This window comes from Nocardioides sp. YIM 152588, from assembly GCF_040191335.1.
Lineage (GTDB): Bacteria > Actinomycetota > Actinomycetes > Propionibacteriales > Nocardioidaceae > Nocardioides.
Window position 1 is genome coordinate 47,948 of record NZ_JBEGDJ010000014.1, and the last position, 18,643, is coordinate 66,590.

The 18,643-nt window shown below is 74.2% G+C and carries 23 protein-coding genes and 1 tRNA gene; 13 read left to right on the plus strand and 11 right to left on the minus strand.

Annotated features, from left to right (window positions below; all coding sequences use genetic code 11):
- Window positions 1–33: 33 nt before the first annotated feature.
- The 3 genes from ABLM29_RS09475 to ABLM29_RS09485 form a co-directional block, all read right to left on the minus strand.
- On the minus strand, window positions 34–777 hold the full coding sequence (locus ABLM29_RS09475) for a maleate cis-trans isomerase family protein (protein ID WP_349713849.1): 744 nt from the start codon (window positions 775–777) through the stop codon (window positions 34–36).
- Window positions 778–848: 71 nt separating this feature from the next.
- Window positions 849–921 (minus strand) — tRNA-Lys (locus ABLM29_RS09480).
- Window positions 922–1,043: 122 nt separating this feature from the next.
- Window positions 1,044–2,630, minus strand: coding sequence for a phytoene desaturase family protein (locus tag ABLM29_RS09485; protein WP_349713850.1), 1,587 nt, complete (start codon window positions 2,628–2,630; stop codon window positions 1,044–1,046).
- Between the two features lie 96 nt (window positions 2,631–2,726).
- Between ABLM29_RS09485 and ABLM29_RS09490 the strand changes: the two genes are divergently transcribed.
- Both ABLM29_RS09490 and ABLM29_RS09495 read left to right on the plus strand, forming a co-directional pair.
- Window positions 2,727–3,677: a pirin family protein gene (locus ABLM29_RS09490; RefSeq protein WP_349713851.1), complete on the plus strand. Its 951-nt coding sequence runs from the start codon at window positions 2,727–2,729 to the stop codon at window positions 3,675–3,677.
- A 38-nt stretch (window positions 3,678–3,715) separates the two neighbouring features.
- Window positions 3,716–4,180: a GNAT family N-acetyltransferase gene (locus tag ABLM29_RS09495; protein WP_349713852.1), complete on the plus strand. Its 465-nt coding sequence runs from the start codon at window positions 3,716–3,718 to the stop codon at window positions 4,178–4,180.
- A gap of 30 nt (window positions 4,181–4,210) precedes the next feature.
- Here ABLM29_RS09495 and ABLM29_RS09500 read toward each other — a convergent pair whose 3' ends face one another.
- A complete protein-coding gene (locus ABLM29_RS09500; RefSeq protein ID WP_349713853.1) occupies window positions 4,211–5,443 on the minus strand; it encodes an HNH endonuclease signature motif containing protein in 1,233 nt (410 codons plus the stop codon).
- 292 nt (window positions 5,444–5,735) lie between these two features.
- Window positions 5,736–6,440, minus strand: coding sequence for a hypothetical protein (locus ABLM29_RS09505; RefSeq protein ID WP_349713854.1), 705 nt, complete (start codon window positions 6,438–6,440; stop codon window positions 5,736–5,738).
- 103 nt (window positions 6,441–6,543) lie between these two features.
- On the opposite strand from ABLM29_RS09505, the gene ABLM29_RS09510 reads away from it, so the two are divergent.
- Window positions 6,544–6,714 carry a hypothetical protein gene (locus ABLM29_RS09510; RefSeq protein WP_349713855.1) on the plus strand — a complete coding sequence of 57 codons (171 nt, stop codon included), beginning with the start codon at window positions 6,544–6,546 and terminating at the stop codon, window positions 6,712–6,714.
- A gap of 19 nt (window positions 6,715–6,733) precedes the next feature.
- Here the strand turns inward: ABLM29_RS09510 and ABLM29_RS09515 are convergent, their stop codons facing one another.
- A complete protein-coding gene (locus ABLM29_RS09515) occupies window positions 6,734–7,147 on the minus strand; it encodes a nuclear transport factor 2 family protein (RefSeq protein WP_349713856.1) in 414 nt (137 codons plus the stop codon).
- Window positions 7,148–7,314: 167 nt separating this feature from the next.
- Between ABLM29_RS09515 and ABLM29_RS09520 the strand changes: the two genes are divergently transcribed.
- The 3 genes from ABLM29_RS09520 to ABLM29_RS09530 all read left to right on the plus strand — a co-directional run bounded on the left by ABLM29_RS09520 (window position 7,315) and on the right by ABLM29_RS09530 (window position 8,355).
- Window positions 7,315–7,698 (plus strand): hypothetical protein, encoded by a 384-nt coding sequence (locus ABLM29_RS09520; RefSeq protein ID WP_349713857.1) that lies wholly within the window; start codon window positions 7,315–7,317, stop codon window positions 7,696–7,698.
- A 69-nt stretch (window positions 7,699–7,767) separates the two neighbouring features.
- Window positions 7,768–8,085, plus strand: a complete 318-nt coding sequence (locus ABLM29_RS09525; RefSeq protein WP_349713858.1) for a hypothetical protein — start codon at window positions 7,768–7,770, stop codon at window positions 8,083–8,085.
- A 66-nt stretch (window positions 8,086–8,151) separates the two neighbouring features.
- On the plus strand, window positions 8,152–8,355 hold the full coding sequence (locus ABLM29_RS09530; protein ID WP_349713859.1) for a hypothetical protein: 204 nt from the start codon (window positions 8,152–8,154) through the stop codon (window positions 8,353–8,355).
- A gap of 64 nt (window positions 8,356–8,419) precedes the next feature.
- On the opposite strand, the gene ABLM29_RS09535 is transcribed toward ABLM29_RS09530, so the two are convergent.
- From ABLM29_RS09535 to ABLM29_RS09545, 3 genes are all read right to left on the minus strand, one after another.
- Window positions 8,420–9,340, minus strand: a complete 921-nt coding sequence (locus tag ABLM29_RS09535) for a methylenetetrahydrofolate reductase (protein WP_349713860.1) — start codon at window positions 9,338–9,340, stop codon at window positions 8,420–8,422.
- A gap of 68 nt (window positions 9,341–9,408) precedes the next feature.
- Window positions 9,409–9,885, minus strand: a complete 477-nt coding sequence (locus ABLM29_RS09540; RefSeq protein ID WP_349713861.1) for a nucleoside deaminase — start codon at window positions 9,883–9,885, stop codon at window positions 9,409–9,411.
- A gap of 31 nt (window positions 9,886–9,916) precedes the next feature.
- Window positions 9,917–10,672, minus strand: coding sequence for an AfsR/SARP family transcriptional regulator (locus ABLM29_RS09545; RefSeq protein WP_349713862.1), 756 nt, complete (start codon window positions 10,670–10,672; stop codon window positions 9,917–9,919).
- Window positions 10,673–10,728: 56 nt separating this feature from the next.
- Here ABLM29_RS09545 and ABLM29_RS09550 point away from each other — a divergent pair, with 56 nt between their 5' ends.
- The 3 genes from ABLM29_RS09550 (at window position 10,729) to ABLM29_RS09560 (ending at window position 13,087) form a co-directional block, all read left to right on the plus strand.
- Complete coding sequence (locus tag ABLM29_RS09550) at window positions 10,729–10,881, plus strand: DUF1059 domain-containing protein (RefSeq protein ID WP_349713863.1); 153 nt, start codon at window positions 10,729–10,731, stop codon at window positions 10,879–10,881.
- Window positions 10,882–10,923: 42 nt separating this feature from the next.
- A complete protein-coding gene (locus tag ABLM29_RS09555) occupies window positions 10,924–11,097 on the plus strand; it encodes a DUF1059 domain-containing protein (RefSeq protein ID WP_349713864.1) in 174 nt (57 codons plus the stop codon).
- A 76-nt stretch (window positions 11,098–11,173) separates the two neighbouring features.
- Window positions 11,174–13,087: a penicillin acylase family protein gene (locus ABLM29_RS09560; RefSeq protein WP_349713865.1), complete on the plus strand. Its 1,914-nt coding sequence runs from the start codon at window positions 11,174–11,176 to the stop codon at window positions 13,085–13,087.
- Here the strand turns inward: ABLM29_RS09560 and ABLM29_RS09565 are convergent.
- Window positions 13,065–13,955, minus strand: coding sequence for a bifunctional helix-turn-helix transcriptional regulator/GNAT family N-acetyltransferase (locus tag ABLM29_RS09565; protein ID WP_349713866.1), 891 nt, complete (start codon window positions 13,953–13,955; stop codon window positions 13,065–13,067). The genes ABLM29_RS09560 and ABLM29_RS09565 overlap by 23 nt on opposite strands.
- A gap of 62 nt (window positions 13,956–14,017) precedes the next feature.
- On the minus strand, window positions 14,018–14,344 hold the full coding sequence (locus ABLM29_RS09570) for a PepSY domain-containing protein (protein WP_349713867.1): 327 nt from the start codon (window positions 14,342–14,344) through the stop codon (window positions 14,018–14,020).
- 154 nt (window positions 14,345–14,498) lie between these two features.
- Here ABLM29_RS09570 and ABLM29_RS09575 point away from each other — a divergent pair, with 154 nt between their 5' ends.
- From ABLM29_RS09575 to ABLM29_RS09590, 4 genes are all read left to right on the plus strand, one after another.
- Window positions 14,499–15,215, plus strand: coding sequence for a response regulator transcription factor (locus ABLM29_RS09575; protein ID WP_349713868.1), 717 nt, complete (start codon window positions 14,499–14,501; stop codon window positions 15,213–15,215).
- Window positions 15,212–16,606 carry an ATP-binding protein gene (locus ABLM29_RS09580; protein WP_349713869.1) on the plus strand — a complete coding sequence of 465 codons (1,395 nt, stop codon included), beginning with the start codon at window positions 15,212–15,214 and terminating at the stop codon, window positions 16,604–16,606. Before ABLM29_RS09575 ends, ABLM29_RS09580 begins: the two co-directional genes overlap by 4 nt.
- 262 nt (window positions 16,607–16,868) lie before the next feature.
- Window positions 16,869–17,633: a hypothetical protein gene (locus ABLM29_RS09585; protein WP_349713870.1), complete on the plus strand. Its 765-nt coding sequence runs from the start codon at window positions 16,869–16,871 to the stop codon at window positions 17,631–17,633.
- Window positions 17,634–17,703: 70 nt separating this feature from the next.
- A complete protein-coding gene (locus ABLM29_RS09590) occupies window positions 17,704–18,621 on the plus strand; it encodes a phosphatase PAP2 family protein (RefSeq protein WP_349713871.1) in 918 nt (305 codons plus the stop codon).
- Window positions 18,622–18,643 lie beyond the last annotated feature (22 nt).

The following is an 18,643-nucleotide window of genomic DNA, read 5'->3' on the forward strand; positions in this document are numbered from 1 at the left end:
GGCGCGGGGTCGAGCCCGGGTGGGTGCGAGCGGTCAGTGCTCGCGGAGCAGCACGCCCGAGCCCTCGACGCGGTCGTCGATGCCGTGCTCGCGCAGCGCGTGCCACAGCGTGGCGGCGTTGATCGCGACGACCGGCTTGCCCAGCTCGGCCTCCAGGGTCTCGGCCGGGCCGACGAACGACAGGTTCGTGCCGACCTGCACGATGGCCTCCACGTCCGGGCCGTCCAGCTCGGCGACGACCTCGCGCAGCCGCGGCTCGTCGACGCGGGCGATGTCGGTGGCGGTCGCGCAGCGCAGCCCGGTGATCGCGGCGACGTCGAACCCGGCCTCGGTGAAGAACCGGCCGACCTCCCGGTCAGCGACGGGCTGGTAGGGGGAGAAGACCGAGATCCGTCGTACGCCGAGGGCCTCCAGCCCCGCGCGGCAGGCGCTCGCACCGGTGGTGACCGGCAGCCCGGTGCGCTCGGTCAGGCGGCGCTCGAACGCGGCGTTGCCCTCGACGCCGCCCCAGAAGGTCTCGGCCGACATGCCCATCACCATCCGGTCGGGCTCGGCGGTCAGCACGTCGCGCACCGCGGTGTCGATGGAGGCCCGGATCTGCACCAGCAGCGCCTCGAACCCGGTGTCGCCGTCCATGGTCGGGTCGGCGATGTGCATCGAGCCCGCGCGGTAGGCGACGCCGTCGATCCCGGCCCGCCAGTAGTCGTGCTCGACGACGGTGTTGGTGCTGGGCACGACGACCCCGAAGACGGCCCGCGGCCCGACGACGTTCGACACGGCGGGAACCCTAGCGGTGCCGGGCGGGAGAACGACCGAGGCCCCTCGCGAACGAGGGGCCTCGGTATCTGTACGCCATCAGGGACTCGAACCCCGAACCCGCTGATTAAGAGTCAGCTGCTCTGCCAATTGAGCTAATGGCGCATGTTCTGTTGTCGTTCCCGGCGGTGTGCCGTTCACGAGAAGAAACATTACCAGCGGGGGATCGGGCGGCGAAATCGGCGAACCCCTCACCGATGTGACGTCCGTCGTCCGCCAGCGGACTCCTAGAGCGACTCCAGGACCGCCTGGGCCGCGTTGTGACCGCCGAGGCCGGAGACCGCCCCGCCGCGCCGCGCGCCGGAGCCGCAGAGCAGCACCTGCGGGTGGTCGGTGTGGACGCCCCAGCGCTCCGCGGCGGTGTCGAGCCGGGTGCGCGCCGACGCCCACGGCCAGTCCAGGTCGCCGTGGAAGATGTGGCCGCCGGGCATCGCCAGGTCGGCCTCGATCTCCTGGGGGATCTTCGCCTCGATGCACGGGTTGCCGTCGGGGTCGCGCAGCACGACCTCGTCGATCGGGTCGAGCAGGTGTTCGTCGAGCGCGGCCAGCGCCTGGCGGACGGCCTCGGCCTTCGTCGCCTCGGGGTCCTCGGTGAAGAGCGAGGCCGGGGTGTGCAGGCCGAAGTAGGTGAGGGTGTGGGTGCCCGGCGGGACGTCGCCGAGGATCGAGGGGTCGGTCAGCGAGTGGCAGTAGACCTCGCCCGGCATCGGGTCGGGCACCTGGCCGGCGGCCGCGGCGGCGTACGCCGCCTCCAGCTGGCCGTAGTTCTCGGCGAGGTGGAGCGTCCCCGCGAACGCCTCCTCGGGGTCCGCGCCGGAGCGCAGCCGCGGGAGGCGGGCGAGGAGCAGGTTGATCTTGAGCTGGGCGCCCTCCGGCTTGCTGTCCGGGTCCTCCTCGCCGCCGAGCAGGATCTGCAGCACCCACGGCGCGACGTTGGCCAGCACGAACCGGGCCCGGACGCCGTGCTCGCCGCCGGCGTCGTGCCAGCGCACCTCGGCTCCCTCGGCGGAGCCGTCGTCGGGGACGATCCGGCTGACGCCGGCGCGGGTGAGGATCTCGACCCCGGCGGTCCGCGCGGCGGCCTCCAGGGCGCCGGTGACCGCGCCCATGCCGCCGATCGGCACGCGCCACTCGCCGGTGCCGTTGCCGATCAGGTGGTAGAGGAAGCAGCGGTTCTGGATCAGGGTCGGCTCGTGCAGCGAGGCGAAGGTGCCGATCAGCGCGTCGGTGGCGACCACGCCGCGGACGACGTCGTCGTGGAACCGGCGCTCGATCGCCTCGCCCAGCGGGCGCTGCACGACGTCGGTCCAGACCTGCGGGTCGACGGCGGCGCGCAGGTCCGCCTCCGAGGGCAGGGTCGAGGTCAGGGTCGGCGCGACGGCCGCGGCCAGGTCGGCGACGCCGGCGTAGAACTCCCGCCAGGCGTCGTACTCGTCGTCGGAGCCGGTGAGCTCCCGGAACGAGGCTCGCGTCGCCTCGCCCTCGTCACGCTCGACGAGCAGGCCGCCGCTGATGCCGTCGTGCCGGTACGGCGTGTACGAGGCCGTGCGGCGACGCGCCAGCGCGATGTCCAGGTCGAGGTCGCGGACCACCTCGTCGGGGAGCAGCGAGACCAGGTAGGAGTAGCGCGAGAGCCGCGTCGGGTACGCCGGGAACGCCTGCGTCGAGATCGCGGCGCCGCCCACGTGGTCGGCGCGCTCCAGCAGCAGGACGGAGAGTCCGGCGCGGGCGAGGTAGGCCGCGGCGGTCAGGCCGTTGTGCCCGCCACCGACGATCGCGACGTCGTAGCTCTCCCGAGAGGCGCCCTGGTTCACGCTCCGACCCTAGTGCGAAACGGGAACAGTGGGGGACCTGATGCCGTTGATGACTAAACCAGTCGGATGTGACACGGGACCACAGGAGGTGCCGGAATGCCGGCCATCACCGTCGACGACCTGACCGTCCTGCCGCGGATCAAGGGGCCCGGTCTGGGGGACCAGCCGCGGCCGGTCCGCTCGGTCACCGCGGCCCCGCGGGGGTACGAGGGCGAGGGCTTCCCGGTGCGGCGCGCCTTCGCCGGCGTCGACCTGCGCGACCTGGACCCGTTCATCATGATGGACCAGATGGGCGAGGTGGAGTACGCCCCGGGTGAGGCGAAGGGCACGCCGTGGCACCCGCACCGCGGCTTCGAGACGGTCACCTACATGATCGACGGCGTCTTCGACCACCAGGACTCCCACGGTGGGGGCGGCACCATCACCAACGGCGACACCCAGTGGATGACCGCCGGGTCGGGGCTGCTGCACATCGAGGCGCCGCCGGAGTGGTTGGTGCAGTCCGGCGGGCTGTTCCACGGGATCCAGCTGTGGGTGAACCTGCCGCGCGCGTCGAAGCTGACCGACCCCCGCTACCAGGACATCCGGGCCGGGGAGGTCCGGCTGCTGACGTCTGCCGATGCGGGGGCCCTGGTCCGGGTGATCGCGGGCAGCGTGGCCGGCCACGACGGCCCGGGCGCCACGCATACCCCGATGAGCCTGGTCCACGTCTCGCTGGAGCCGGGCGCGCGGATCGACCTGCCGTGGGAGGTGGAGTTCAACGCGCTCGCCTACGTCCTCGGCGGTCGGGGCACCGTGGGGATCGAGGGCCGCCCGCTCGAGTCGGGCCAGACCGCCGTCTTCGGCCCGGGCGACTTCCTGACGCTGGCGGCCGACGGCGCGCAGGAGTCGCGCTCCCCGCAGCTGGACGTCGTGGTGCTGGGCGGGCGGCCGATCCGCGAGCCGATCGCCTGGGCGGGGCCGTTCGTGATGAACACCAAGTCCGAGGTGCTCGGCGCCTACGAGGACTTCCAGAAGGGGCGGTTCGGGCACATCCCGGCGGGCTGACGCCCGCCGGGTCGCCGTCGTCGGCGGATCATGGGGGCGTGGACACGGTCACGACCCGGAGGGCACGGGCGTCCGACGCCGGACGTCTCGCGGAGATCGCGGCGGCGTCGTACCTGCCGTACGTGGAGCGCCTGGGCGGGACGCGACCGCCCCCGATGGTGGCGGACTACGCGGCGGCCGTCGCCGAGGACCTGGTCTGGGTGGCGGAGGTCGCGGGTGATCGCGCGGGCTTCGTCGTCGTGGTGGACCAGCCGACGACCACGCTCCTGAAGAACGTGGCGGTCCATCCCGACTGGCAGGGGCGGGGGATCGGCCGGCTGCTGATCGCCATCGCGGAGGAGCGCGCGAGGGCGACCGGCCGCGGGGTGGTCGAGCTGTACACGAACGTGGTGATGGTCGAGAACATCCGGCTGTACGCGCGCCTGGGGTACGCCGAGGTCGGCCGGCGGACCGAGCACGGCTTCACCCGCGTCTTCTTCGAGAAGGTCGTGCGTTTGGCATGAGGTGAGCGGCGCCGGCTGTCGCCGGCCGCCTCACCTCCGCCGGTGGTAGCGGTGGTCGCCGTTGGGGAGCCTGGTGGTGTCGTACGTCGGGTCGTGGGCGCGGTGGTGGTGGTACCCACAGAGCAGGACCGCGTTGGCGAGGTCGGTGGGGCCGCCGTGGGACCAGGGGGTGTGGTGGTGGGCGTCGCACCAGGTGGCGGGGACGGTGCAACCCTCGGCGCGGCAGGTGGTGTCGCGCAGGCGGAGGGCCTTGCGTTGGGCGGGGGTGAAGAGTCGTTGGGCTCGGCCGAGGTCGAGGACCTCCGACCTGCCGCCGAGGACCGCGGGGACGATCTTGGCGGTGCAGGCCAAGCGGCGGGCGTGGGCGGCGGTGATCCGGCCGCTGCCGTCGGAGGTGACGCTGTCGAGGAGGCCGGCGGCGCCGAGCCGCTTGCGCAGGTCCTCGATCCCGATGGTGACCATGACGGTGGTGGCGTCGCCGCCGTGGTCGGGCAGCGTGCTCGGGTCGAGGCGGTCGAGCAGGGTGCAGAAGGCGTGGCCGAGGGCGCGGTGTCGAGGCAGCCGCTCCACCTCCGGTGCCTGAGGTGCGAGCGAAGCGAGCCTCGTAACCTCCCCACGCGGCGACGTGAGGGCGTCGAGGTAGGTGGCCAGCCGGGTCGCCGTGGCGTCGGGCAGCGTCATGGTGACCCGGGTGGCGCCGTCGCCGAGCGGCTTCATCCGCACCGACAACGCGGCCTGGGCACGGGTCTCCTCGGCGTGGAGACGGCGGGCCTCCTCGTCCTCGGCGACCTCGGGGGCGACGACGTCGAGCACCCGGCGGCCGAGCACCCGCAGGTGCTGGGGGAGCATCCCGAGTCCGCCGCACTCGGCGGCGTCGCCGGTCCCGAGCGCGACCAGCCGGGCCTCGGCGTCGCGCTGGAGGGTGTCGTCGATGCGGTCGGGGAGGGCGTCGAGGGCATGCACGATGGTCTTGGCCTGGTCCAGCGAGAGCCGTCCGGTGGCCATCGCGGCGCCGACCTCGGGCCAGCGCTGGTCGATCGTTTCCGCCAGCCGACCCTCGGGCCGGAGCCGGGCGACCTCCACGTTCGCGCGGTGGGCCAGCCATGCGGCCACGTCCCGCGCCCCGTGCGTGTCGGCGACGTCCCCGGATGCGGCCATCGCACGCAGCCGCAGCTCGGCGACCTGCGTCTCCAGGGCCACCAGTTCGGTGAGCAGGTCTGCCTTCTCGGCGGTGCTGAGGTAGGCGGCCCGTGCGTCGGCCACCGACACCAGCGCGTCCCGGCAAGCGGCCACCGCACGCGTGATGCGGTGCGGGACAGGACCGGGGAGCAGGGTCATCGTGCGGCCTTCGGGAGCGGTGGCGGCTTGTCCTGATTCTACGCGACAACCGAACTGGCGTTCGATAGTCAGGTTGGGGTAGATCTCATCCACAGGCCCGAGGCGTTGGGTGCGGCATACCGCCGCCAGCGACGCACTCGCATGCCGACCAGAGGTCGTGCACTTCGGCTCATCCAGATTGACGCAATCTCGGGGCTGCCGCGTGACGGGACGGTTCCTAGGCGGCGCCGTCCTTCCTGGCCATCAGAACCAGCCGCACCCCGGTCACCAGGAGCCATACGAGCCACGCGGCGTAGCCGAGCATCCCCACGAACAGGATCGGCGAGCCGTCAGCGATCGCGAGGTTGGCCACCCCGGCGGCGATCAGCAGGCCTCCGCCGGCCAGGCCGAGCACACGCTGCCACGGCGCCGCCAGCTGACTCGCATGCGCCGCCAGCGCAGTGCCGATGAAGGTGGTGCCGAGCGCCGGCAGCGCGAGCGCGAACGCTCCTGCATGCAACTGCCAGACGAGCTCGAACAGCGGGCTCGGCTCGGTGGGCTCGCCGGCGGACAACACGACTCCGTTCCACAGAACGGCGTAGAGCGCGAAGACCGCCGCGAGAGTCGCGCCCGCGGCCACCGCGAGGCGCGACCAGTCGGCGCCCACGCCCCCGCGACGTCCGACCAGTCCGTGGAGACCGGTCACGAACACGAGCAGCAGCGGCAGGTTCAGCGCCTCTGAGCCGACCGCGATCGCGACCGCGCCTCTGTTCTCCGCGTGGAAGGCGAGCACCTTCTCGATCGGGTCGCCGAAGCCGGGCGCTCCGGCCCAGACCAGCACCGCATTCTGGATGACCAGCGACGCTACCAACGCGATCGCCGCCGCACCCACGACCCGCTCCCCGAACACAGGGCTCGGCGCCGTCACCGGAATCTTGTTCACGGCCACAGCGTGCGCATGTGGAGCCGCGATCAACATCGGGGATCATCCCGATCTACGCCCTGACCTGCCGTGGCGCCGCTAGAACCTGACGCGGGATACGCACATGGTGGTCGAGGCGCTGATCGGGCGAGACGCCGACGCAGACCTGCTCGACAGCCTCGCCGGCGAGATGGCAGCCCCTCATCCGATCGAGGCACCGCTCCGCACGTGCGACGCCACGTTCCGGAGCGACAGCCACCGCGCCGAGGTGCGGCTCTTCCCACGCTCCCCGTAGCGGCGCTCAGCGCCCGCGCTCACTCCTCGGCGGGAGGAGGCCGGTACGACTGTTCGACGGCGGCCTCGATGTCGCTGCCGGAGCGCTCGACCGCATCGACGAAGAGTCTGGCCTTCGCGATCCGGTCGTCGCGGATGGTGGCAATGATCACCCCGCGCATCTCGAAGACCGCCCCGTCGACATGGTGTCCCCACCAGTGGACCTCGCCCCACTCGACGTCCCCATCCCGGCACGACGCGACGAGCTCGCTCCGGAAGTCGGGCACACCGGCGAAGACCGACGTCCAGTTCTCGCGCACCTGCTCCCGGCCGGTGAACGCCCTGCCCGGATGCACGGGCTGTTCACTTCGGTAGCCCTCGGTGAAGTAGCTCGCGAACGACACCGCGTCGTGATCGTTCTGCGCCCTGGTCAGGCGCTCAAGCACGGAGCTCACGCTCTCGACGCTACGACAGCGCCACCCCGTTCGCGAGCGGTCCCCGCCAGCCAGTCTGCGCGTCGCCCGCCGCGAGCGAACGCACTCGGCGCGGCACGAACGGACGTGCTGTGCGGGTCGGGCTAGCCTCGGACCGAGGCCCGCGACTCGACCGCCAGGAGGCGCGCGTGGAAGACCAGTCCGTCACCCGTCTGATCGGGGTGTACAACGCGGACGGCGGCCTGCTCGGCGAGGTGGCGTACGTCTGGGCTCGGGCGCGCGGAACTCGGCACTGCGCGCTGTGCGACATCACCCACGGGCGCGTGCGTCGCAGGCCCGAGTGGGACCGGATGGTTGCCGACCTGCGGATACCGGTGGACCTGCTGCACCTGAACGAGATACCGCCCGACGTGCGCCAGGCGGTTGTCGCCTGCGGTGCCCCGGTGGTCCTGGCCCAGACCGCCGCCGGCCTGGTGCCGCTGGTGGACAGTGCGGAACTCGACGCGCTGGACGGCTCCGTCGCCCGGCTCGGCGACCTGCTCCGCGCTCGGCTTCCCACGGCCAGCGCATGACCGCCGGACGCCCTCATGCGGCACCTAGGCTGGGGAGCGGCCACCCCCGACCGCGAAACGAGATCCCCCATGCCCGCCAGCCGCTCCGCCCGTCAGAGGAAGGCCAGTGCCGAGGCAGGAGCGCTGGCCGTCGTCCGCATCGACCTCAGCGCCGACGACTCCTATGCGTACAAGATCTCGTGCACGCAGTGTGAGGTCCCGCGCCCCGGAACCGGCACCCGCGCCTGGAGCACGCGACGGTCGGGCGAGGACAACGGCTACATGGCCGCGATGGATCGGTGGATCTTCCACCTCACCTCCCAGCACCCCGACGCTGACGCTCCGTGCCTGAACTACCTGGACCAAGCTCGCGCGCGCCTCCAGGAGCGTCGCGACGCCCGGGGCTGAGGAGCGCGCCGGGATCGCCGGTGGCCCGTGCGGCGGCGTGCTCGCGCCGGGCCTACGCTTGCCGCGATGAACGAGTCCGATCCCGAGAACCGCTACGGCAGCCCGAGCGTCGCGATGAAGGTGCTGGGGGCGCTGGTCGCGCTGGCGATGATCGCCATCGGGGCGATCTGGACCTTCGCCGGCTCGGGCGCGGCCCAGTCGTTCGGTCCGGTGGTGGCGGGCCTGGGCGTCGCGCTGGGCTACGTCGCGCTGATCCAGAAGCGCCACTGACCGGCCTCGGGTCGAGCCGGGGGTCGGGCGCCGTACGGCGACCCGGGCTCGCCCCGCGTCGCGGCTAGCCCCGCAGGCGCGCGGTCAGCTGCTCCGCCAGCTCCACCGACGCCTCGATCTCCTCGCGCCGGATGGAGACGCTCTCGACGTTGATCCCGAACGGGACCCCGAGCCGGCGGCAGAAGTCGATGAGCTCGACCGCCGTCACGACGGCCTGCTCCAGCGAGGCCCGCAGCGGGTTGGTCGCGTGCCGGAGGTCGTTCTCGATCCACCGGGGGACGTCGACGCCGAGCCAGCGGAGGAACTCGAGGGTCTTCATCGAGCCGCACACCGAGAACGTGAACACGATCGGCACCGGGTCGAGGCCGCGCGCCTCGCACTCGTAGCGGTAGTCGGAGACGAGGTTCTTGGCGGCGTTGAGGTCGTAGACGACCTGGGTGACGAAGAACCGGCAGCCCGCCTCCTGCTTCGCGATGAGGCGCAGGTGCTCGTTCTCGCGGCGGCTGTGCCGCTCGGGGATCGCCACCCCACCCAGCAGCAGCTCGGGGTTCGCCTCCGCCCGCAGCGCCTGTGCCTCGGTGAGGGAGACGGGCGCGGACGTGCCGCTGGACGCGGCGCCGACCATCACCGTCAGCGTGCTGCCGGGGTCCTGGTCGGCGAGCCAGGTCCGCAGGCCCTCGCGCTGGTACTTGCCGACCGCCCGGTAGACGACCACCGGGGTCCGCCACGCCGCGAGGTGCTCGGCGCGGTACTCGGCCGGGTCGACCGTCGGGCTGAACGGGAACGGGCGCTCCGCCGGGTTGCGCGAGCTCTCGTCGTCGATGTCGTAGAGGATCAGGCCGTCGAGGTCGAGGTGGTCCAGCCGCTCGACGGTGGCGCGGGCGATCTCGGGCAGGCGTTCGGCGGGCGTCGAGCGCCGCGGCGGCGTCACCGCGAAGAGGACGAAGCCGCCCTGACCGGAGCTGACCCGCGACGTGAGATCCACAGCGCGACGGTAGTGGGTGAGCGACGTCAGGCCGACATCCGCGCGGGTGCGCGGGCGGCCGGCTCCCGCTACCCCCAGAAGTCCCGGTGCGGAGCGGCGGCCTCGTCCTCGAGGAGCGGGCCGGCCACGGCGATCCGACGACTCCCGGCGGCGAAGACCAGGCGGCACGGGTGCGACAGCGTCGGGTTCTCGGGGTGGTTCCCGGTGAGCTCGAGCAGACCGGCCTCGGAGAGGCCGTAGACCACGCGACCGATCCCCGCCCAGTAGATGGCACCCGAGCACATCGCACACGGCTCGCACGACGTGTACAGGGTGTACCCGGGCAGGTCGTCGTGCGGGATGGCGCGGGACGCCAGGCGGACGAGGTTGGTCTCCGCGTGGTTGGTCACGTCGTTCTCCGTCGTGACGCTGTTCTCGGCCTCCAGTACGACGACGCCGTCCGCATCGACGAGCACCGCTCCGAACGGGTGGTTGCCGTGGTCGCGGGCGGCCTGGGACACCGAGATCGCGTGCCGGAGGTGGTCCAGGTCTGACTTCGCTGACATCGGTTCGTCCCCTCGTGGTGGAGCGCCGATGCTAGCGGCGCCGCCGCAGCGACGCCGCGAGTGCCAGCGTCTCCGGCGACGGCGGCACGTCCAGCTCCTCGGCGAGCGTGTCGACGCACCGGGTGAACGCCCGCAGCGCGGCGCTGTGGTCGCCGCGGCCGCGCTCGGCCTCGATGAGGAGGCGGTAGCCGGTCTCGCGGAGCGGGTCGAGGCGGATCGCCCACCCGGCGGTGGTGGCCGCGAGCTGGTGGTCGCCGAGGCGGATCCAGGCGGTCGCCAGCGCGACCGCGCTCCGGTAGCCGGTCTCGAGCTGGTGGCGGCGTACCCCGTCGACCCAGCGGTTGTCGACGCCGGTGAGGAACGGGCGGCGCAGGATCGCCGCGGCGACGGTCGCCTCGCGGGCGGCGTCCAGGTCGTCGCCGTGCCGCAGGGCGCCCTCGGCCCGGTCGACGCGGCGGATGGCGTCCTCGAGGTCGACCCAGGTCCCGGGCGGCAGGGTGAGGCGGTAGGCGCCCCCGCTCGAGCTCACCGCCGCCGCGCCGTCGAGTCCGGCGGCGCCCACGAGTGCCCGGATCTTGGAGACGACCGCGGCCAGCGCGCTCTTCCACTGCGGGGGCGGAGCCTCGTCCCAGACGATGTCGGCCAGCTCGCCGTGGGCCAGCGGCCGGCGCTCGACGGCGAGGGCGGCGAAGGCGAGTCGGCCCTGCTGACCGGGGAAGTCGTCGGCGGTGACCGCACGGTCGGGGCCGTCGAGAAGGAGCCCACCCGTGAGGTACAAGCGTGCCAAGATCCCTCCAACGATCCGCCAAGGTCGGTTCCCTAGGTTGCCACGCGGAGGTCAGGATGAGTGGTCACACAATCGAATGCCCGTGCGGAACGGTCCTGCGCGGAGCCGACGAGGACGAGGTGGTCGCGGAGGCGCGGGCCCACGCCACGTCGGTGCACGACATGGACCTGTCGGACGAGCAGGCCCGTGCGATGGCGCATCCCAGCTGACCTCCTCCATCGCCCCGCCGGGGCCGAGACCGAGGAGCAGGAATGAAGACGTTCGCGTGTGGTGCCGTCGTCGATGGTTGTGACGGCGTCGTGACCGGCGAGACCGAGGACGAGGTGCTGTCGGCCGCCGCCGCGCACGCCGCGTCGGCGCACGGGATGACCGAGGTCCCCGACGAGGTGGTGACCGCCATCCGCGCCGGCATCACCGACGCCTGACAGGTACGTCGGCGGGTGGTCCCGAGGAGGGCCGGGACCGGCCGCGCGGCCCGCGCGCACTGGCTAGCCTCGTCGCGTGGCCCGCCTCTACCGCGACTCCTACGGCATCCCGCACCTGCGGGCCGACTCGGTCGCCGACCTGGCCCGCGCCCACGGCGCGGTGACGGTCCGCGACCGCGCCTGGCAGCTTGAGTGGCTGCGGCTGCGCGCCACCGGCACCACGGCCGCGGTGGTCGGCGAGGCCGGCGCCGCGTGGGACGGCTTCTCCGCGCGGATGCGGACGGTCGAGTCCGCGCAGCGCGCCCTGGAGGCGTGCACCGACGAGACGCGGGCCTTCCTGGCGTCGTACGTCGACGGGGTGAACGCCGCGCTCGCCACCCTCGACCCGGCGAGCGTCCCCGAGCTCGCGCGGCTCGGCATCGCGCCGCGGCCGTGGGAGCCGTGGACACCGCTGGCCACGTTCCTGGCCCAGCACCTGCTGTTCGGCAGCATCGGCGGCCACCTGTGGCGCCGGCTGTCGACCGGCGTCCTCGGGGACGACGCCGCGCTTCTCTCCCACGAGGGGCCGTTCACGTCGGGGAGCAACGCCTGGGCGGTCGGCGGCGCCCGTACCGCGAGCGGCCGCCCGCTGATCGGCGGCGACCCGCACCGCACCATCGAGCAGCCGGGCGTCTACCAGCAGGTCCGGCTGGTCTGCGAGGACCCCGACGACGCCTTCGACGTCGCCGGGTTCAGCTTCGTCGGGGTGCCCGGGGTGCAGCACTTCGCGCACGCCGGCGACGTCGCCTGGGCGATCACCAACGCCTGCGCCGACTACCAGGACCTCGTCGACGTGGCGCCCGGGGAGCCGCTGCCCGACGACCTCCTCGAGCTCCAGCCCGGCCTCGCGGTCCGGGCCTCCTACCGGGTGCTCGGCGACCTCGGGTTCGACGCGCTGCTGCCGCTGCTGCGCGCCCGCAGCGTGGCCGACGTCGACGCCGCGCTGGAGCACTGGGTCGAGCCGGTCAACAACGCGGTGATCGCCGACCGTGCCGGCGTGGTCCGCTACCGGATCGCCGGCCGCGTCCCCGTCCGGGCGGAGAACGGGGAGTGGGTCGGCTGGCTCGACGACCCGAACCGCGTGGACGCCGGTGACGCCGGCGAGGTCGTCACCGCGAACGACCGCCGTGGCCCCGAGAGCGAGCGCATCGGCTCGGTCTTCGCGCCGCCGTACCGGGCGGACCGGATCCGCGACCTGCTCGAGGGCCGCGACGGACTCGGCCCCGACGACTTCGTGCAGATCCACAACGACAGCCTGCTGCTCAGCGTGCCGACGCTGACGGCGCTGGTGCCGGGCGCCTTCGACGACTTCGACGGGCGGATGCTGGCGGACTCACCGCAGGCGGCCCGGTACGCCGCGTGGCGCTCCGCCCTCGTGCACCGGATCGCGGAGGCGCCGGAGCTCGCCCGGCTGCGGCACGCGGTCGCGACCCACGACCACGGCCCGCTCTTCGCGGCCTGGTTCGGCGTCACCTACCGCGTCGGACTCGCGCTGCCGACCCTGGCCGCCGCGGCCACCGCCGGCGCCCCGCCCCTCGGCCTGGACCTGCCGGCGCTGGCACGGGAGGCGCTGGCCGACGTCGACGACCTCGCCGCGGCCGGGCGCCTGCCCGCCACCTGGGGCGCGACGCACGTCGCCGCACCCGTGCACGCGCTGGCCGAGCACGGCCTCCACGACCCGGGCCTGCCGGCCCCGCCGCTCGACGGCGACCAGGACTGCGTCCGGGCCGCGGCGTCGTACCCGGCGATCACCGACGCCTGCAGCAAGGGGTCGGTCGCCCGCTACGTGTGGGACCTGGACGACCGCGCGGCCGGCGGGTGGGTGGTGCCGACCGGCGCGTCCGGGCTGCCCGGACCGCACGAGCGCGACCAGCAGCCGCACTGGGGCGCCGGCACGCTGGTGCCGATCGTCGGCGACTGGGACGCGCTCACGGTCGAGTCCCTCGGCTGAGCGGCTTGGTGAAGAACGCCTCCGCGTACGGGTTGTCGTTGTAGCGCTCGATCGGGGTGTAGCCGGCCCGCTCGTAGAGCCCGATCGCCTCGGTCAGCGTGCCGTTGGTGTCCAGCACCACCCGCTCGTGGCCGAGCTCGCGGGCGACCTGCTCCAGGTGGCGCAGCATGCGTGCGCCGAGCCCGGCGCCGCGCCAGCCGCCGTGCACCCACATCCGCTTGACCTCGCCCGTCGGGACGCCGTCCGCCAGGTCGATGGGCCGCACGCCGCCGTACGCGACCGGCTCGCCGTCGCTGATCGCGACCACGTAGACCGCGCCCGGCTCGGGTGCGTCCGGCCCGCCCGGGGCGAACCCGCCGGGGAACCGGCCGTCGAGCTCGGCGACGTAGCGGCCGGTCGCCTCCACGGCCGCGGGGTGCGTCGGCTCGACGCGCTCCAGGCTGACCGTCGCCGCCCGCACCAGCAGGTCGGCCTCGGCCAAGGCGCGCGCCAGCCGGTCGCGCTGCCGCTCGGTGAGCGGGTCGACGAGCGCGGCCGCGCGCTCCTCCGAGCGCCGCTCCAGGTCCTGGTACGCCGCCTCGCCGGCCGCCGTGAGCCGTACCGTGCGCACGCGCCGGTCGTCGTCGCCGGGCGCGGTGAGCACCAGGCCCTCGGCCTCCAGCGAGCGCAGCAGCCGCGCCAGCTGGCCCGAGTCCAGGCCGAGCCGGTCGCGCAGCGTCCGGACCGTCGTACCGCCCGAGGATCCGACCTCGAACAGCACGCGGGAGGCGGCCAGCGGCCGGCCGGTACCGAGGAAGGAGTCCTCGAGCACGCCGATCCGCTGGGTGTAGGTGCGGTTGAAGTGGCGCAGCGTGGACGTCAGCGACATATCTCTGACTTTAGTCAGGTAATTCCGTCGTGTCGACCGCGATGGCCCCCGCGGTGCTGCGATCAGCCCCCGTCGGCGTCCTCGCCGTCGCCCTCGATGACGACCACCCGGAACCGCTCGTCCAGCCGCACGTCGACCGTGTCGCCCTCGGGCGTGGTCACCTCGACCTCGTAGGTGGCGCCGTCCTCGTCGTCGGTCTCGACGCTGTTCACGGTGCCGCCGCCGGTCGCCGCCAGCGCGGCCTCCTTCGCCTTCGCCGCCTGCTCCGGCGTGTACTGGTGGCTCTGCGGCCCGTCGTCCCCGCCGCCGGTGGCGACGGCGACGCCGCCGGCCGCCACGGCCGCGGCGGCCGCGATCCCCGCCGCGCCGATGATCACTCGCCTGCGCATCGCGCTCTCCCTTCCTGCCCGTCCCGCTGCCTCGTCCTCCTGGTGCCACCATCGTCCCCCCGGGCCGCTGAAGCCTCGCTGAAGCCGACCGTCCACGGGCCACTTCAGCCGGCCTTCAGTGCGCCTTCAGCGCCGCGGTGCCAGGCTGGCCGGCGTGCGGATCCTGGTGGTCGAGGACGACAAGCAGCTCGCTGCCGGGCTGCGCCGCGGCCTCGAGGAGGAGGGGTACGCCGTCGACGTCGCCCTCGACGGCACCGAGGCCGAGTGGTACGCGACCGAGAACGCCTACGACGCCATGGTCATGGACGTGATGCTCCCCGGCCTCGCCGGCGACGTGCTCTGCGCACGCCGCCGCGAGGCCGGTGACTGGACCCCGATCCTGATGCTCACCGCCCGCCACGGCCCCGAGCAGGAGGCGCGGGCGCTCGACGCCGGCGCCGACGACTTCCTCGCCAAGCCGTTCTCGTTCATGGTGCTCACCGCCCGCCTGCGCGCGCTGCTTCGACGCGGCGGGCGCGAGCGGCCTGCGGTGCTGGCGGTGGGCGACCTGCGGCTGGATCCCGCCGAGCACACCGTCCGGCGCGGGGACGCGCCGATCGACCTGACCCCGCGCCAGTTCGCGCTGCTGGAGTTCCTGATGCGCCGGTCCGGCGAGGTGGTGTCGAAGGCGACGATCCTCGAGCACGTGTGGGACTTCGCCTACGACGGGCACCCCAACATCGTCGAGGTCTACGTCCGCCAGCTGCGCCAGCGCATCGACGAGCCGTTCGGGCGCTCCTCGATCCGGACCGTGCGGCTGGTCGGCTACCGGCTGGTCGACGACACGGCCGACCCGGCCGACACCGGCGCGCGGCCGGGGGCGGCGCCGTGACCGTGCGGCTCGGCCTGCGCGCCCGCGCCACCGCGCTCGGCACGCTGGCCTTCGCCGTACTGCTCACCGTCGGCGCCGTGCTGCTGGTCACCACGCTGGAGGACCGGCTCACCGACGCGGCCGACGAGGTCGCGCGGGCCCGCGTGGCCGAGCTGCTCGACCTGGCCGAGGTCGGCGATCTCCCGGCGACGCTGCGGACCGGCGACAACGGGGTCGCCCAGGTGGTCGGCCCGGGCGGCGAGGTGCTCGCCGCCTCGCCGAACATCGCCGGCCGGCCGGCGGTCGCGGACCTGCCCGCCGGGGACGAGCCGGCCACCGCGACCTTCGAGGCGCCGGACGACGCGGAGACCGAGACCTACCGCTTCTGGTACGCCGCCGGCCCGGGCCCCGGGGGAGAGGTCACCGTCTGGGTCGGCGACAGCCTGGAGTCGGTCGGCGAGGCGTCCGCGGCGCTGCGCGGGGCGCTGTGGGTCGGCGTCCCGCTCGCCGTCGGCCTGCTCGGCGCCGTGATCTGGCTGCTGCTCGGGCGCGCGCTCGGCCGGCTCGACCGGATCCGCGCCGAGGTCGACCGGATCACCGAGGAGAGCCTCGACACCCGGGTCGCCGGGGACGGCGTGGACGACGAGGTCGGCCGGCTGGCCGCGACCATGAACGCCATGCTGGCGCGCCTCGACGCCGCGGCCCGGCGGCAGCGCGACCTCGTCGCCGACGTCTCCCACGACCTGCAGAGCCCGCTGGCCGCCCAGCGCCTGGCGCTGGAGCTCGCGCTCGCGCGGCCGGGCGACGCCGACGTCGAGCGCCTCGGCGCCGAGGTGCTCGCCGCCACCGCCGACATGGAGCGCCTCGTCGGCGACCTTCTGGTGCTCGCCTCGCTGGACGCCGGCGTCGCCCACGAGCCTGCCCTCCTCGACCTGGACGGCCTGGTGCTGGAGGAGGCCACGCGCGCCCGGGTCGGCACCCCGGTGGCCGTCGACACCTCGGGCGTCTCGGCCGCGCCCGCGTACGCCGACGCCGTCGACGTGCGCCGGATCGTGCGCAACCTGCTGGAGAACGCGACCGCCCACGCGGCGGCCCGGGTGGTCGTCACCGTGGCCACCGACGAGGGCTGGGCCCGGCTCGACGTCGCCGACGACGGCCCCGGCATCCCGGCCGAGCACCGCGACCGGGTCTTCGACCGGTTCCAGCGCCTGGACGACTCCCGCGAGCGGGGCGGGGGTGGTGGCAGCGGGCTGGGTCTCGCGATCGCGCGCGGGCTGGCCGAGCGCGCCGGGGGCCGGCTCGACCTGCTCGACCCGCCGGGCCGGCCGGGCGGGGAGCGCGGCGCCCACCTGCGGCTGCTGCTCCCGGCCTCCGGTGGTCGAGGTGCGGGCGACGGCCTGACCGGGGGTTGAGGTGCGGGCGACGGCCTGACCGGTGGTTGAGGTGCGGGCGACGGCCTGACCGGTGGTTGAGGTGCGAGCGACGGCTGACCGGTGGTTGAGGTGCGAGCGAAGCGAGCCTCGAAACCACCACCGTCCGGGCGTGGTGGTTTCGAGGCTCGTCGCTAGCGCTCCTCGCACCTCAACCACCGACCGGGGCCGGTCGTCAGCCGGCGTTCAGGCCCGCTTCAGCGGGCGGGGCGAACGATCGGGCCATCCGACCCGAGGAGGAGTCATGCACCGCAACCCGATCGCCCTGGCGGCCCTCTCGCTGACCGCCCTCGCCTGCCTTGCCGTGCCGGCCGCGTCCGCGCCGGCCGCCGGGCGCGCCGAGCCCGCTGCCGCCGTACCGGCCGTGCCGGCCGTCGCTGCCGCGCCACCGTCGAGCGCCTTCGAGCACCCGCGCCACAACCCGTGGTTCCCGCTCCGCCCCGGCACCCGGTGGGTGCTCGAGGGCCGCGACGAGGGCCACCGGCTGATCCAGCGCACCACGGTCACGCACCGGCACCGGATGGTCGCCGGGATCCGCGCGCGCGTGGTGCGCGACGTCGTGCGGCGCGCCGACGGCTCGATCGCCGAGCTCACCCGCGACTGGTACGCCGTCGACGACCGCGGCACGGTCTGGTACCTCGGCGAGGCGACCGCCACCTACGACCGCCACGGCGACCTGGAGGACCGGGACGGGTCGTGGGAGGCCGGGGTGGACGGCGCGGTCGCGGGGCGGATCATGCCGGCGCACCCGCGGGTCACCACGGCCTACCGCCAGGAGTACTGGGAGGGCGAGGCCGAGGACCAGGCCTGGACCGTCCAGCGCGGCGCGCGGATCAGCACCCCGGCCGCCGAGGGACGCGGGCTCCGCAGCCTGGAGTGGACGCGGCTGGAGCCCCGCGTGGTCTCCCAGAAGCTCTACCTGCGTGGCTACGGGCTGGTCGGTGAGCGCGACCTGGCCGGCGGCTCGGAGCGGTTCGCGCTGGTCCGGTTCACCTCGCCCGGAGCGTGATCGGGCCGAGGGGTGTCCGGTCTCGCCGATACGCAGCGACAGGCGGGGGATCCGGTGCGACGATGCTGCTGTGAGGTTCGAGCGGGTGCGGAGCCAGTGGCGCCCGCTGGTGCTGATCGGCGTCATCGGGCTGGTCTGCGTGGCCGGCTTCGTGACGGTCTACGTCGTGGGCGTGCGCACGATGCGCGGCCGGCTCTTCGGGGACGCCTCGCTGCGCGGTGCGCTGCTCACGCGGCCCGCGTTCGCCGACAGCGCCGACTCTGTCCTCAACGTGGTCTCGGTGGCCTCGTTGCTGGGCGCGGTCGCGCTGGTCGCCGTGATCGCGCTGGCGCGCCTCGCGCGCGTCGAGGGGCTGGCCGCCGTGGGACTGCTCGTCGGCGCCAACCTCTCGACCCAGGTGCTGAAGGGCCACCTGCTCGAGCGGCCCGACCTGGGCATCAGCGAGGTCGCGCCGGCCACGCTCAACAGCCTGCCGAGCGGGCACACCACCGCCATCGCCTCCGCCGTCGCCGCGCTCCTGATCGTGCTGCCGCTCCGGTGGCGCTACCCGACGGCGCTCGTCGGGCTCATCGCCGCCGTGGTGATCGCGCTCGCCACGCTGTCGGCGGGATGGCACCGGGCCAGCGACTCGATGGCCGCCTTCCTCCTGGTGGGTGCCTGGACGGCGATCGCCGCGGCCGCGGTCGTCCTCGTCCGCCGGGCCCCGGGGCCGCCCGGGCTCCCCGCCCGGCCGCCGTGGGTCCGGTGGGCCGCGGTGCTCTCCGTGGGCCTCCTCATGCTCGGGCTCCTCCTCGTCGGCGGGCTGCAGAGCTCGGACACGGTCCGCGACAGCGACATCGGCTACGCCACCGCGTTCGTCGCCGCCTGCCTGCTGATCGTGGCCACCGGCATCGGGACGATGCTGGGGATGCTCGCGGTGGTGGCCGCGATGCGCCCGGCGGACCCGCCGCGCCCGGACCCGCCGACCCCCGCCGGGGACACCGCCTAGTCGAAGGGGTGCGCTCGGCCGC

Excerpts from the sequence above, each read along its gene's own strand:
- ABLM29_RS09585 (WP_349713870.1), top strand. The coding sequence starts at position 16,869 with ATGCACCGCAACCCGATCGCCCTGGCGGCCCTCTCGCTGACCGCCCTC.
- ABLM29_RS09490 (WP_349713851.1), top strand. The coding sequence starts at position 2,727 with ATGCCGGCCATCACCGTCGACGACCTGACCGTCCTGCCGCGGATCAAG.
- ABLM29_RS09540 (WP_349713861.1), bottom strand. The coding sequence starts at position 9,885 with ATGTCAGCGAAGTCAGACCTGGACCACCTCCGGCACGCGATCTCGGTG.
- ABLM29_RS09510 (WP_349713855.1), top strand. The coding sequence starts at position 6,544 with ATGGTGGTCGAGGCGCTGATCGGGCGAGACGCCGACGCAGACCTGCTC.
- ABLM29_RS09570 (WP_349713867.1), bottom strand. The coding sequence starts at position 14,344 with ATGCGCAGGCGAGTGATCATCGGCGCGGCGGGGATCGCGGCCGCCGCG.
- ABLM29_RS09565 (WP_349713866.1), bottom strand. The coding sequence starts at position 13,955 with ATGTCGCTGACGTCCACGCTGCGCCACTTCAACCGCACCTACACCCAG.
- ABLM29_RS09550 (WP_349713863.1), top strand. The coding sequence starts at position 10,729 with ATGAGTGGTCACACAATCGAATGCCCGTGCGGAACGGTCCTGCGCGGA.
- ABLM29_RS09555 (WP_349713864.1), top strand. The coding sequence starts at position 10,924 with ATGAAGACGTTCGCGTGTGGTGCCGTCGTCGATGGTTGTGACGGCGTC.
- ABLM29_RS09530 (WP_349713859.1), top strand. The coding sequence starts at position 8,152 with ATGAACGAGTCCGATCCCGAGAACCGCTACGGCAGCCCGAGCGTCGCG.
- ABLM29_RS09525 (WP_349713858.1), top strand. The coding sequence starts at position 7,768 with ATGCCCGCCAGCCGCTCCGCCCGTCAGAGGAAGGCCAGTGCCGAGGCA.